Below are 13,441 nucleotides of genomic sequence, written 5' to 3' on the forward strand. Positions count from 1 at the left end.
CGGTCGGACGCCGGGGGAGCGGTGCGCCAGGATGGGACGCATGACCGACCAGCGGATCGCCGTCGTCGTCCTCGCCGCCGGGCAGGGCACGCGCATGAAGTCCTCGCTCCCCAAGGTGCTGCACCGGCTCGCCGGGCTGCCCCTCATCGCCCACGTGCTCCGGACCGCCGAGTCCCTGTCGCCCGAGCACGTCGCCGTGGTCGTGCGGCACGAGCGTGAGCGCGTCGCGGCGGAGATCACCGAGCGTGCCCCCGACGCCCTCGTCGTGGACCAGGACGACGTCCCCGGGACCGGTCGGGCGGTGGAGGTCGCGGTCGACGCGCTCCCGGCCGACTTCGACGGCGTCGTCGTGGTGCTCTCCGGCGACGTCCCGCTGCTCGACGCGCAGAGCCTCCGCGGACTGGTCGAGGCGCACGCGAGCCAGTCGAACGCGGTCACCTTCGTCAGCGCCATCCAGGACGACCCGACCGGGCTCGGCCGGATCCTGCGCGACGCCTCCGGCGCCTTCACCGGTGTCGTCGAGCACAAGGACGCGACAGACGAGCAGCGTGCCGTCACCGAGACCAACGCCGGCATCTACGCGTTCGACGTCACCCACCTGCGCGCGGTGCTGCCGTCGCTGACGACGGAGAACGCACAGGGCGAGAAGTACATCACCGACGTGCCCGCGCTCATCGCCGCCCGCAGGGGACGGGTGGACGTCGTCACCCTGACCGACCCGTGGCTCGTGGCCGGGATCAACGACCGGGCACAGCTGTCGGATGCGGCACGGGAGCTGAACGCGCGGATCGTCCGTCGGCACCAGCTCGCCGGCGTCACGGTGCAGGACCCCGCATCGACGTGGATCGACCTCGACGTGTCCATCGAGCCCGACGCCGAGCTCCTGCCCGGCACGCAGCTGCTCGGAGCGACGGCGATCGCGGCCGGCGCCGTCGTCGGACCGGGCACCACGCTCCGGGACACCGAGGTCGGAGCCGGCGCCACCGTCAACCGGGTCGACGCCACGCTCGCGGTCATCGGGGACGGCGCCTCCGTCGGGCCGTTCGCCTACCTGCGGCCGGGCACGGTCCTCGGCGACCGCGGCAAGATCGGTACCTTCGTCGAGACGAAGAACGCCGTGATCGGTCGCGGCAGCAAGGTCCCGCACCTGTCCTACATCGGCGACACCGAGGTGGGCGAGGACTCCAACATCGGCGCGGCCACCATCACGGCGAACTACGACGGCGTGCACAAGCACCGCACCGTCGTCGGGTCGGACGTCCGCACCGGGTCGCACAACGTGTTCGTCGCCCCGGTTAGGATTGGTGACGGGGCGTACACCGGTGCAGGCACGACTGTCCGCAAGGACGTGCCGGCCGGGTCGCTCGCGATCAGCTACGCCCCACAGCGCAACACCGAGGGATGGGTCGAGGAGAACCGACCCGGTACCCCGGCGGCCGAGGCAGCTCGGCGCGCGCGAGGCGAGTGACACCTTCGACGGTCCCTGCGGCCGTCAGCGGTGGGCCCCGATCGGAGCCCAGGACATCGGCCCCGGCGGGGTCAGATCGGCCCCCTCTCGGGGTCAGGGAGTGAGCACCACACGTGTCCGGAATCAAGACAACCGGCCAGAAGCGACTCGTCCTGGTGGCCGGGCGAGCGCACCCGGAACTGTCGAAGGCGATCGCGGAAGAGCTCGGTGTCGACCTCGTCCCGACCGACGCCCGGACCTTCGCCAACGGTGAGCTCTACGCCCGCTTCGACGAGTCGGTGCGCGGATGCGACGCCTTCGTCATCCAGTCGCACACGGCCCCGATCAACGAGTGGCTCATGGAGCAGCTCATCATGGTCGACGCGCTCAAGCGTGCCTCGGCCAAGCGCATCACCGTCGTGGCGCCGTTCTACCCGTACGCCCGCCAGGACAAGAAGGGCCGTGGGCGTGAGCCGATCTCGGCCCGTCTGGTCGCCGACCTGTTCAAGGCAGCGGGCGCGCACCGCATCATGAGCGTCGACCTGCACGCGCCGCAGATCCAGGGCTTCTTCGACGGTCCCGTCGACCACCTGTTCGCCATGCCCGTGCTGCTCGAGCGCTTCAAGGAGATGCTCGACCCGGAGACCCTCACCGTCGTCTCGCCGGACATGGGGCGCGTCCGCGTCGCCGACATCTGGTCCGAGAAGCTCGGGGCTCCGCTGGCGATCATCCACAAGCGCCGTGACCCGCTCGTCCCGAACCAGGTCTCCGTGCACGAGATCGTCGGTGACGTCTCCGGTCGCTGGTGCCTGCTCGTCGACGACCTCATCGACACCGGGCGCACCATCGCGAAGGCCGCCGAGGCACTCAAGGCCAACGGTGCCAAGGGCGTCGTCGTCGCCGCCACCCACGCGGTGTTCTCCGACCCGGCCACAGAGCTGCTGCAGAGCGAGTTCATCGATCGCGTCGTCGTGACCGACACCCTGCCGCTGCCGCCCGAGAAGCGCTGGGACAAGCTCGAGGTGCTGCCGATCGCGCCGCTCATCGCCCGGGCCATCCACGAGGTGTTCGACGACGGCTCGGTGACGTCGATGTTCGACGGCGCCGCCTGAGCGCTCGCGTCCGACGGTGGCACTGACCGCGCGGGACGCCCTCGCCGCCCGACTCCGGTCGGGCGGGAGCGTGTTCGCGGAGGACGAGGCGGACCTGCTCCTCGCGGCTGGTGACGGCGACGCGGTCCGGCTCCGCGGCCTGGTGCAGCGTCGCCTGGCGGGGGAGCCCCTCGAGTACGTCCTCGGCTGGGCGGCGTTCGACGGGCACCGCGTCCGCGTCACACCGGGCGTCTTCGTGCCACGGGCGCGGACCAGGGTCGTCGTCACGGAGGCAGCCCGACGGCTCCGACGGTACGACCGTGTCGTCGACCTGTGCTGCGGAGCGGGGGCCGTCGCGATGGCGCTGCTGGAACGCGTCGGGGCGCTCGACCTCGTCGCTGCCGACATCGACCCCGACGCCACCGAGGTGGCCGCGGAGAACCTGGGCGACCGCGGCATCGTCGTGACCGGGAACCTGTTCGACCCGCTGCCCACCCGGTTCTGCGGTGCCGTCGACGTGCTCGCCGTGAACGCCCCGTACGTCCCGACCGACGCCATCGCGACCATGCCGCCCGAAGCGCGCGACCACGAGCACCGGGTCGCACTCGACGGCGGCGCCGACGGGCTCGACCTGCACCGGCGCATCGCTGCCGGCGCTGCTGACTGGGTGCGGCGCGGCGGGTCCGTGGTCATCGAGGTGTCGGCCGAGCAGGCGCCGGTGTCCGCGGAACTGTTCCGCACCGCCGGCTTCACGACCGATGTCGTGCGGGACGACGACGTCGACGGCACGTGCGTGGTGGCGACGCTCCCCGCCTGACCGCACGGGCCTCCCGTCAGGACGCCGTGATGGTGACCCCGTGCCACCCGGTCGCGCCGTTCGGTGCCGGCGGCCGCTGCACGCTCGTCTGCACCTCGCCGTCGGCACCGACGGCACGGACCTGGATCTCGTGCCGTCCCTTCGTCGCCGTCCACCGGAGCACCCACTGCCGCCACGTGTCGGCCGAGACCGAGTCCGCCAGTTCGGCGTCCTGCCAGTCGGCGTCCCCGACCTTGACCTGCACGGCCTTCACCCCGGTGTGCGGCTGCCACGCGACGCCCGCGATCGGGACCCGGTCGCCGACGGCCACCGTGACGCCGTCCACCGGGGTGTCGATCCGCGACTCGAGCTTCACCGGTCCCCGCTCCGACCAACCCCGAGGCGTCCAGTACCCCTGTGCCCGGGAGAACCGCGTCACCTCGAGCTCGGTCACCCACTTCGTCGCGGACACGTACCCGAACAGGCCGGGCACGACCAGCCGCGCCGGGAACCCGTGCTCGGCGGGCAGCGGGTCGCCGTTCATCCCGACGGCCAGGAGCGCGTCGGTCCCCTCGTCCTGAAGCACGTCGAGCGGGGTCCCCGCGGTGAAGCCGTCGATGCTGCGGGACAGCACCATGTCCGCTCCGGCGCGGGGGCGGGCGCGCGCCAACAGGGACCGGATCGGGTACCCGAGCCAGAGGGCGTTGCCGATCAAGTCGCCACCGACCTCGTTCGACACGCAGCTCAGGGTCGCCATGTGTTCCTCGAGCGGGAGCGCGAGCAGTTCGTCCCAGGTGAGCTCGACCTCCTCGTCGACCTCGCCCGTGATCTTCAGCGACCAGTCGGCGGGGTCGATGGCGGGGACGCGCAGCGCCGTGTCGATGCGGTAGAAGTCGGCGTTCGGCGTGACGTACGGTGTGATGCCCTCGACGTCCAGGCTCGCGCCGCTCGGGACGGGCGGCGCGGGCGTCGCCGGCTGCGGCAGGCGCACGGCTCGCCGGACGGCCGCTGCGGCCTGGAGCGAGGCCGAGCCGATCCGGGAGGCGCCGCCCACCACCACTGCGAGCGCTGCGCTGGTCACCGTCCAGCGGATGAAGGAGCGGCGTGCGACCGCACCAGCACCGCCGGGTCCGGCGGTCGGGACCGCGCGGGCGTCCTCCCAGCGGCGGAGACGCTGGAGCAGGAGCCGCAGCACCACCACCGCGGCGGCGATGCCGGCGACCGTCGGGGCGCCGTCGAGGGTGCCGCTGCCCGAACGAGTGGTGACGGCGAGGAGTGCGAGCACCCCGCCGGCGGCGAAGACGAGCGCGCCGTACGGCGGGTTCCGGCGTTCGAGGACACCGGCGCCGGCCGCCACCGCGACGAGGACGACGCTCATCAGGACGAACAGGGCCACCTTGTCGCCCGTCCCGAACAGCGACACCATGAGGTCCTTCGCCGCCGGGGGCGCGAGGTCGATGACGGCGGAGCCGACCGCGACGAGCGGACTGCCTGCGCCGCCCAGGACGAGCGCGCCCAGTTCGGCGACGGCGAGGAACGCGAGGACGGCGATGACGCCGACGAGCGCTGCGGCCCACCTGCGGTGCGGGAGGAGGCGCGGGTCTGGCTCGGTCACGATCGGATCGTAGGTCAGTCGTGCTGGGAACAGGGCCTCGGTGCCGCTCGTGGATTGCGGCTGCGGCTGCGGCTGCGGCTGCAGGTCGCGCGTCGGGACCGGGTCGAGATCGGGGTTCGAGGTCGGGGTTCGGGGAGCGTTCACCCGGTGCGAGGTGTGCCGTGCGGGCGCCGTGGCAGGATCGGAGCGTGCCGTGGCGACCTGATCGTGTCCCCGGGCCCGGTCGCGCCCGCGACGACCAGCACCGCTGGTCCTCCGCCGGTCGGCTCCTCGTGCTCCGGTGGGTGATCGTCGGTGTGTGGGTGGCGCTCCTCACCGCCCGGATCATCGTCGTGACCGTCCACCCGGACGCAGACATGCGGGCCTTCGGCATCGCGGAGGCGGTGGCCGTCACCGCTGGCGTGACGATCGTCGTCCTCGCGGTCGTCCGTGCACGCGCAGCGGGTCGGCGTCGCGCTGACGACGTGCTCGCGCGCGCGGTGCGCCGTATCGACCCGACGGTGTGGCTGGTCCCCGCGGCTCCGACGCAGGAACTGCGCGGGGTGATCGAGGCGGCCCGGCCCGAGGTGCCGCTCACCGCTCGCGTGACCTGGGCGTTCGGAGCGACGGAGGCTTCGCTGTGGGAACTCGACGGACGGCGGGCGACTCGGCTGCTCGTCATCCGGTGGAGCCGCGTCATGCACGTCGGGACCGAGGTGGTCCTCGTGCCGGGTGCCGGTCGGCGCACCGCCCCCGCCGTGGCGGTGCACTACGTCCGAGCCGACGACACGACCGCCGTCGCGACGTTCTTCGTGCGTGTCGCCCCCGGTTCGGACCGGTTGCTCGGCCCCGGTGCTCGTCTCGACGACCTGCTCGCCCGACTCGCCCGCGAGCGCATCGTCGCCTGACGGGGATGGCGCTGCGGACCTGTGCGTGAGCTCGTGCTCGTGCTCGTGCCCGTGCCCGTGCCCGTGTCCGTGACCGCGCCCGTGCTGGTGCCCGTGTCCCGCCCGGCACCGACCGGGACACGGGATCGCCCGGGTCGGCTCTCGTCGATGACGAGGCAACCGACCCGGGCCTGCGCTCCCGCGGGTCCTGCCGCGGGTCCTGCTCAGTGTGTGGACGGTTCCTGTTCGACCTCGCGGCGGTCGTTGTCGGACCAGAGGGTGTGGAACGTGCCGTCCTTGTCGATGCGCTGGTAGGTGTGGGCGCCGAAGAAGTCGCGTTGCCCCTGGATGAGCGCGGCGGGTAGGCGCTCGGAGGCGAGGGAGTCGAAGTAGGACAGGGCGGAGGAGAACCCGGGCGCGGGGACACCGGACGCGGCCGCGATGCCGACGATGCGACGCCAGGCGGCTTCGCCCTCGGCGACGGCGTCGGCGAAGTACGGGTCGACGAGCAGCGACTCGAGGTCCGGGTTCTTCTCGTACGCCTCGACGATGCGGTTGAGGAACTGGGCGCGGATGATGCAGCCGCCGCGCCAGATCTTCGCCATGTCCCCGAGCGCGATGTCCCAGTCGTACTCCTTCGCTCCGGCGATGATGAGGTCGAAGCCCTGCGCGTACGCGACGACCTTCGATGCGTAGAGGGCTGCGCGGACGTCGTCGGTGAACGAGTCCGGTGCCTGGGCGATGTCCGGCCGTGAGGTGACCGACTTCTGGACGGCTGCGCGCTGAGCGGGCCTGGACGAGACCGCTCGGGCGAACACGGCCTCGCCGATGCCGGAGACGGGGATGCCGAGACCGACTGCGTTCTGCACGGTCCAGACGCCGGTGCCCTTCGATCCGGCGGCGTCGCGGATGACGTCCACGAGCGGTGTGCCGGTGTCGGCGTCCTTCTGCTTGAGGACCTCCCCGGTGATCTCGATCAGGTAGGACTCCAGGTCGCCCTTGTTCCACTCGTCGAACACGTCGACGAGCTGGTCGACGCTGTAGCCCCCGATGCGGCGCAGCAGGTCGTAGGACTCCGCGATGAGCTGCATGTCGGCGTACTCGATGCCGTTGTGCACCATCTTGACGAAGTGTCCGGCGCCGTCGGTCCCGACGTGGGTGACGCAGGGCTCGCCCTCGGCGACGGCCGCGATCGACTTCAGGATCGGGCCGAGCGTCTCCCACGCCTCGTCTGATCCGCCGGGCATGATCGACGGCCCGTGCAGGGCGCCCTCTTCGCCGCCGGAGATGCCGGTACCGACGAAGTTGATGCCCTTGTCCTTCAGGTCGTGCTCGCGGCGGATGGTGTCGTGGAAGTTCGCGTTGCCGCCGTCGACGATGATGTCGCCCGGCTCGAACCGCTCGGCCAACTGACCGATGACGGCGTCGGTGCCCTTCCCGGCCTGGACCATGATGATCGCCGTGCGCGGCTTCGACAGCGAGGCGACGAAGCCGTCGATGTCCTCTGACGCGATGAAGCCCATGTCCCCGTGCTCGCGCATCAGGTCCTCGGTCCGGGCGTAGGTGCGGTTGTAGACCGCGACGGTGTTCCCCTCACGCGACGCGAGGTTCCGCGCCAGGTTCGAACCCATCACCGCGAGGCCGATGACCCCGATGTTCGCCTGTTCGTTGTTGTCTGCCACGTCGACTCCTTCGTGTCTGGACGGCCGTCGCCAATCTATGCAGCGCCCGATGTGCTCATCCAGGTCTTCCGCATCCTGGGGACAGTCGGTCCCCCTGTTCGTACTGTGGAGACATGGCCGATGCGACCGTCCTCCCGCCCGTGCTCGTGATGGGGGTCTCCGGATCCGGGAAGTCGACGATCGGTGAGGCCCTGACACAGGCGCTCGTCGACCGCGGACAGGCGGTGGAGTTCGTCGACGCGGACGCGTTGCACCCGGCGGCGAACAAGGAGAAGATGCACGCCGGCATCCCGCTCACCGACGACGACCGTCGCCCCTGGCTGGACGCGTGCTCGTCCCGCATCGCGGAGGTCGAGGCCTCCGGCTCGCGGTGTGTGATGGCGAACTCGGCGCTGAAGCGCGCGTACCGGGACCGCCTGCGTGAGGACGCCCCGGACCTCTTCATCGTGTTCCTCGACGGGTCGCGCGAGCTCATCGCCGATCGGCAGCGCCACCGTCACCACGAGTACATGCCGAACTCCCTGCTCGACTCGCAGTTCGCGACGCTCGAGCGCCCGGGCGCGGACGAAGCCGTCGCGGCGGTGCCGATCCACGGGGTCGTGGACGACACCGTCGCGGCGATCCTCGCCGTCCTGCCCTGAGCCCGTCCTGCCCTGAGCCCGTAGCGCTCGACGACCTGACCGTCGGGTCTACTTCCGGCTGAGCTCCGACCGTCGAGCGCGGTACTCCTCGGCGTCGATCTCGCCGCGGGCGAACCGGTCGGCGAGCACCGACCGCGCGTCGGCGATCGCCCGTCCGGCACCGCGGCGGAGGACGCCGAAGACGACGGCCCCGACGACGAGCAGGAGCAGGAGCGCCGGGAACACGGGGAAGCCGTGGGACGGCATCCCGCCTCCGTGCCAGTACGGAGTGGTGGCAGCGAGTGTGGTGAGCATGGGGACCTCCGAGGTCGGGTGTGGTGCCGCGGTCGCGACACGACAAGGTTGTCGGTCGGGAGGCCCCACCCGCGTCCGCCAGGAGAGCCCACTCGGCCCTGCTCCCGCCGGCTCACCCGCGCCGGTTCGTCCACAGGCGACTACTCCTCCGGGCGTAGTCCACAGGCCCTCCCGCTGCGCGATGTGTCGGGGGAGGGCCGACCGTAGGCTCGCTGCATGACCACCGACACGCGCTCCGACACCCGCCCGGCGGGTGGACGCCGGTTCGCCCGCGTGGGACGGGTGCTGCCGGTGGCGCTCGTGCAGGTCGTCGGCACCGTCGCCGCCACCCGGTGGGCAGCCGGGGTCGGTCCCGGTGCCGTCGGTGCTGGTGGCCCGCCGTGGACAGAGCGCGTCGGTGACGGCGTCGACCCGGTGTTGCTCGGGCCCCTGGCATGGGTGCTGCTCGTGGGCGGGATCGTCGTCCTGCCCTTCCGGTGGCGGTGGCCGGTCGTGGTCCTGGCCCTGACCCTCGGCACGACGATCGGCTACGCCCTGGTCGTCAGTCCGCGTGGGCCGTTCGTCGCGGCGCTGACCATGGCGCTGGCGAACGCCTGGTTCCGCGGCCACCGCGTCCCCACGTACGTCGCTGCCGCAGTCGCGCAGGTCGTCCTGCCCTCGGCGGACACCCTGACCGGCCGCGCGCCCTTCCCGACCGTCACCACGATGACGCTCTGCCTGGCGTGGCTGACGGTCACCATCGCCGTCACCGAGCTCGTCCGGGTACGGGTGGCCCGCGCCGCCGACGCCCGTCGCGCCCGCCTTGCGGCGGAGCAGCAGCGCGCCGGCGCCGAGCGCGTCCGCATCGCCCGGGAGCTCCACGACTCGGTCGCCCACAGCATGTCGCTCATCAACCTGCAGGCGGGGGTGGCCCTGCACCTCGGGGCCGAACTCCCCGAGCAGACCCGGGAGTCGCTGCTGAACATCCGCGACTCCAGCAAGCAGGCGCTCGTGGAGCTCCGGACGATCCTCGGCGTGCTGCGGGCCGTCGACGCACCGTCCGGCACCTCCGACCGCGCCCCGGTCGCCGGCCTCGACCGCGTCCCCGACCTGGTCGATCGAGCCCGCCTGGCCGGAGTGGACGTGGAGCTGCGCCTGGACGGCCCGGTGGAGACCGTCGCCGGCGTCGTCACGCGCAACGCCTTCCGCATCGTGCAGGAGTCCGTCACGAACGTCATGAAGCACGCCCCTGACCACCACGCCTCGGTCGTGGTCGACGTGGGGGCCGAGGTCGTCGACATCACGGTGGCCGACGTCCCGGCGCCGGGCGCGATCGGCGCCGGTGCCCCGCGGGCCGAGGAGGCGCCCCGCGGGCACCGCTCCACGTCCGCCCTCGCCCGTGCGGCGGGCCAGCACACCGTGACCGAGCGTGCGGACGGCGGCAGCGGCAGCAGTCCGGGGAACGGGCTGGTCGGGATGCACGAACGGGCCACGGCTGTCGGCGGCACACTCGCCGTCGGCCCGACGCCCGACGGCGGGTGGTCGGTCCACGCACGCCTGCCGATCGGCGAACCCGCACGCACTGCGTCCGGAGCGACGGAGACGAACGCATGACCATGTCCGCGACTCCCACCACGCCGGATCTGATCCGGATCGTGTTGGTGGACGACCAGAGCCTCATCCGTGCCGGACTCCGCGCACTCGTGTCCGCCGAGCCGGGGATGCAGGTCGTCGGTGAGGCGTCCGACGGCGAGGACGCCGTCGCGGTCGTCGCACGGGAACTGCCGGACGTCGTGCTCATGGACATCCGCATGCCGGGGACCGACGGCCTCGTCGCCACGCGGCGGATCTCCGAGGACCCGGCGCTCAGCGCGGTGCACGTGGTGGTCCTCACGACCTTCGAGGAGGACGACACCGTGTTCGAGGCGATCCGTGGTGGTGCTGCCGGGTTCCTCGTGAAGGACACCGAGCCCGCCGAACTCCTCCGGGCGATCCGCACCGTCGTCGCGGGGGAGTCGTTGCTGTCGCCGGGCCCGACCCGGTCGCTCGTCGAGGCGTACGCGGCGCACGCGAAGCCGGCAGCGCTCGCACCCGAACTCGACGCCCTGACCGACCGCGAACGCCAGGTCATGCGCCTGGTCGCGAGCGGCTTGACGAACGCCGAGATCGCCGAGCGCCTGTTCGTCAGCCCGGCCACGACGAAGACCCACGTCTCCCGGGCGATGATCAAGCTCGGCGCTCGCGACCGCGCCCAACTCGTGGTCTTCGCCTACGAGACCGGCCTCGTCACCCCGGGGTGGACGGGATGACCGGGGACACATCCGTGACGCGGGCCTGCTGGAAGCCGCGGTCGCCCGGGCCGCCGCCAGCGTCGACGGCCGCGATGCCTACCCGTCGCTGATCGAGGAAGCCGCGCGCCCGCCGTGCGTCGGGGTCGAGCGGGCCTCGAGCCGCCGCTGACGATGGACACGCGGCCGCCGCCGGTGCAGGCTCGACAGGTGGACGCCGGATGCATCCCGCACCGCCGCGGAGGAGCACCGCGCCCACCTCGAGGAGGAGCAACGCCGTGACCGATCCCGCGAACCTGACCCCCGGTGCGACCGACGCACGCTCTGCGGGCGGAGGCACAGCCTCCAGGCCGGACACCTGGGCGAGCACGGACCGTGGACAGCTCGTCGACCGTGCCGAGGTGATCGTCACCAGTCCGGACCGGAACTTCGTCACCCTCAAACTGACCACCGCGGACGGCGTCACCGGTCTCGGTGACGCGACCCTGAACGGCCGCGAGCTCGCGGTCGCCGCGTACCTGTCCGAGCACGTCGTCCCGCTGCTCACCGGTCGGGACGCCAGCCGCATCGAGGACGCCTGGCAGTTCCTCTACCGCTCGACGTACTGGCGTCGGGGTCCGGTGACGATGGCCGCGATCGCCGCCGTCGACATGGCGCTCTGGGACATCAAGGCCAAGGTCGCCGGGATGCCGCTCTACCAGCTGCTCGGCGGTGCTTCCCGGACCGGGCTGATGGCGTACGGGCACGCCTCGGGCAAGGACCTCCCGGAGCTGTTCGACTCGATCCGCCAGCACCAGGCCGAGGGGTACCGGTCGATCCGCGTCCAGACCGGCGTGCCGGGGCTCGAGTCCATCTACGGCATCGCCTCGAACCGCACCACCGAGGGCAACGCCGGCGTCCGCTACGACTTCGAGCCCGCGCAGCGTGGGGCGTTCCCGGCCATGGAGGACTGGGACACCCGCGCGTACCTCCGGCACCTGCCGACCGTCTTCGAGGCGGTCCGCAACGAGTTCGGCCCCGAGCTGCCGCTCCTGCACGACGGACACCACCGGATGACCCCGATCCAGGCCGCCAAGCTCGGGAAGTCGCTCGAGCCGTACGACCTCTTCTGGCTCGAGGACTGCACCCCCGCCGAGAACCAGGAAGCACTCCGACTCGTCCGGCAACACACCACGACCCCGCTCGCGATCGGTGAGGTCTTCAACACGGTCTGGGACTTCAAGGACCTCATCCGCGACCAGCTCATCGACTACGTCCGCGGCGCCGTCACGCACATGGGCGGCGTGACCCCGCTGCGGAAGACGATGGACTACGCCGCGATGTACCAGGTGAAGTCCGGGTTCCACGGGCCGACCGACATCTCGCCGGTGGGGATGGCGGCCCAGATGCACCTCGGGCTCGCCATCCACAACTTCGGGATCCAGGAGTACATGCAGCACGGCCCGAGGACGAACCAGGTGTTCCAGCAGACGGCCACCTTCACCGACGGGTACCTGCACCCCGGCGACGAGCCCGGCATCGGCGTCTCGCTCGACGTCGACGAGGCCGGGAAGTACCCGTACGAGCAGGCGTACCTGCCGTTCAACCGCCTGGCGGACGGCACCGTGCACGACTGGTGAGCGTTCCCGGGCGCCGCACCGTGCCCGACGGGCAGAGTGGTGGCGTGGACCCCGCAGCGCTCGCCGACGTCGCCCGCGACCTGTTGCGCGCCGCTCCGGGCGACTTCGTGGCCGCCCGGGCGGCACGGCAACGAGCGGTCCGGAAGGACGACCGGGAGCTCGCGGCCGCGATCGGGAAGCTGAAGAAGCCCGCGCCGGCCGCGTGGATCGTCGACCTGCTCGCCGCCGAGGACGCCCTCGACGACGCCGTCGAGCTCGGTCCGGCCCTCCGGCAGGCGCAGGCCTCCGCGGACCCGCAGCAGATCGCGACACTCCGGAAGCAGCGGTCCCAGGTCGTGGCGGCGCTCGCCGACACCGGGGCCGACCGGGCGTCCGCAGCCGGGCACCCGCCGACCCCGGCCGTGCTCGAGCAGGTCCGCGCGACCATCGAGGCCGGCATGGCCGACCCGCACGCCGGCGCCGCGATCCGATCGGGCCTCCTCCTGCGGCCCCTCGAGGCCGTGGGGTTCGAGGACGTCGACCTCACCGACGCGGTGGCCGTCCCGGACGCCGTCCCGGACGCGTGGTCCGGCAGCGACGCGCCCCCCATCCCGATCACGGCCGGAGGGCGCGGTGCACGCCGTCCCGCCGGACGCCGTCACGCAGACGACGAGCCCGGGACCCCCGACGAGCCGGATGCTGCTGCCGAACCGGATGCTCCGGACGGGCCCGACCTGCCAGCCCCCGACGAGGACCAGCGCGACCCCGCAGCCGAGCGCCGCGAGGCGCGCGAGGCCGAGGCGGCAGCGAGACGTGCCTCCCGGCAGGCCGATGCCGCTCTCGACCAGGCGGAGTCCGCCCTCGAGGACGTCGAGGACCGACGCGCCGACCTCGACCGCCGCCGTCGCGACCTCGAGCGACAGCTCACCGCCCTCGACCAGGAGCGGGCCGACCTCGACGCCGAGGCCGAGCGGCTCGGGCAGGAGCGCGACGACGCCGAGGCCGCGAGCGACCGCGCCCGTGAAGCCCTCGTCGCCGCCCGTCGCCACCGTCGCGAGGGCTCCTGACCTGACCGCTCATCGACTCGGATGAAAGCGGCTCCCGGCGCTCGCTCCCAGCGTGACCCCCGCCCTACGCTCGGCGG

General features: G+C 72.4%; 12 protein-coding genes. 9 read left to right on the forward strand and 3 right to left on the reverse strand.

What is annotated here, in order from left to right; translation table 11 throughout:
- The first annotated feature begins 40 nt into the window (after positions 1–40).
- From glmU to DEI95_RS02610, 3 genes are all read left to right on the forward strand, one after another.
- Positions 41–1,468: a bifunctional UDP-N-acetylglucosamine diphosphorylase/glucosamine-1-phosphate N-acetyltransferase GlmU gene (glmU, locus tag DEI95_RS02600; RefSeq protein ID WP_111059298.1), complete on the forward strand. Its 1,428-nt coding sequence runs from the start codon at positions 41–43 to the stop codon at positions 1,466–1,468.
- A gap of 113 nt (positions 1,469–1,581) precedes the next feature.
- Entirely contained in the window at positions 1,582–2,559 is a 978-nt protein-coding gene (locus DEI95_RS02605) for a ribose-phosphate diphosphokinase (protein ID WP_110823606.1), read from the forward strand.
- Between the two features lie 16 nt (positions 2,560–2,575).
- The gene (locus DEI95_RS02610; protein ID WP_258367411.1) at positions 2,576–3,355 is read left to right on the forward strand and encodes a putative protein N(5)-glutamine methyltransferase; all 780 of its coding nucleotides are present in this window, start codon (positions 2,576–2,578) and stop codon (positions 3,353–3,355) included.
- A 16-nt stretch (positions 3,356–3,371) separates the two neighbouring features.
- On the opposite strand, the gene DEI95_RS02615 is transcribed toward DEI95_RS02610, so the two are convergent.
- On the reverse strand, positions 3,372–4,949 hold the full coding sequence (locus DEI95_RS02615; RefSeq protein ID WP_111059387.1) for a molybdopterin-dependent oxidoreductase: 1,578 nt from the start codon (positions 4,947–4,949) through the stop codon (positions 3,372–3,374).
- Positions 4,950–5,137: 188 nt separating this feature from the next.
- Here DEI95_RS02615 and DEI95_RS02620 point away from each other — a divergent pair, with 188 nt between their 5' ends.
- On the forward strand, positions 5,138–5,836 hold the full coding sequence (locus DEI95_RS02620) for a hypothetical protein (protein WP_111059299.1): 699 nt from the start codon (positions 5,138–5,140) through the stop codon (positions 5,834–5,836).
- A 203-nt stretch (positions 5,837–6,039) separates the two neighbouring features.
- On the opposite strand, the gene gndA is transcribed toward DEI95_RS02620, so the two are convergent.
- Positions 6,040–7,446, reverse strand: coding sequence for an NADP-dependent phosphogluconate dehydrogenase (gndA, locus tag DEI95_RS02625; protein ID WP_375342338.1), 1,407 nt, complete (start codon positions 7,444–7,446; stop codon positions 6,040–6,042).
- A 164-nt stretch (positions 7,447–7,610) separates the two neighbouring features.
- Here gndA and DEI95_RS02630 point away from each other — a divergent pair, with 164 nt between their 5' ends.
- Positions 7,611–8,138 carry a gluconokinase gene (locus DEI95_RS02630; protein WP_110890358.1) on the forward strand — a complete coding sequence of 176 codons (528 nt, stop codon included), beginning with the start codon at positions 7,611–7,613 and terminating at the stop codon, positions 8,136–8,138.
- A gap of 48 nt (positions 8,139–8,186) precedes the next feature.
- On the opposite strand, the gene DEI95_RS02635 is transcribed toward DEI95_RS02630, so the two are convergent.
- Complete coding sequence (locus DEI95_RS02635) at positions 8,187–8,432, reverse strand: SHOCT domain-containing protein (RefSeq protein WP_258367415.1); 246 nt, start codon at positions 8,430–8,432, stop codon at positions 8,187–8,189.
- 216 nt (positions 8,433–8,648) lie between these two features.
- On the opposite strand from DEI95_RS02635, the gene DEI95_RS02640 reads away from it, so the two are divergent.
- The 4 genes from DEI95_RS02640 (at position 8,649) to DEI95_RS02660 (ending at position 13,364) form a co-directional block, all read left to right on the forward strand.
- Entirely contained in the window at positions 8,649–10,025 is a 1,377-nt protein-coding gene (locus DEI95_RS02640; protein ID WP_111059301.1) for a sensor histidine kinase, read from the forward strand.
- Between the two features lie 29 nt (positions 10,026–10,054).
- Positions 10,055–10,720 (forward strand): response regulator transcription factor, encoded by a 666-nt coding sequence (locus tag DEI95_RS02645; RefSeq protein ID WP_110901802.1) that lies wholly within the window; start codon positions 10,055–10,057, stop codon positions 10,718–10,720.
- 380 nt (positions 10,721–11,100) lie between these two features.
- Positions 11,101–12,318 carry a D-mannonate dehydratase ManD gene (manD, locus tag DEI95_RS02655; RefSeq protein WP_111059388.1) on the forward strand — a complete coding sequence of 406 codons (1,218 nt, stop codon included), beginning with the start codon at positions 11,101–11,103 and terminating at the stop codon, positions 12,316–12,318.
- Positions 12,315–13,364 carry a hypothetical protein gene (locus DEI95_RS02660; RefSeq protein ID WP_146243580.1) on the forward strand — a complete coding sequence of 350 codons (1,050 nt, stop codon included), beginning with the start codon at positions 12,315–12,317 and terminating at the stop codon, positions 13,362–13,364. Before manD ends, DEI95_RS02660 begins: the two co-directional genes overlap by 4 nt.
- The last annotated feature ends 77 nt before the right edge of the window (positions 13,365–13,441 follow it).

This window comes from Curtobacterium sp. MCBD17_008, assembly GCF_003234475.1.
In the GTDB taxonomy this organism is placed as follows: Bacteria; Actinomycetota; Actinomycetes; order Actinomycetales; family Microbacteriaceae; genus Curtobacterium.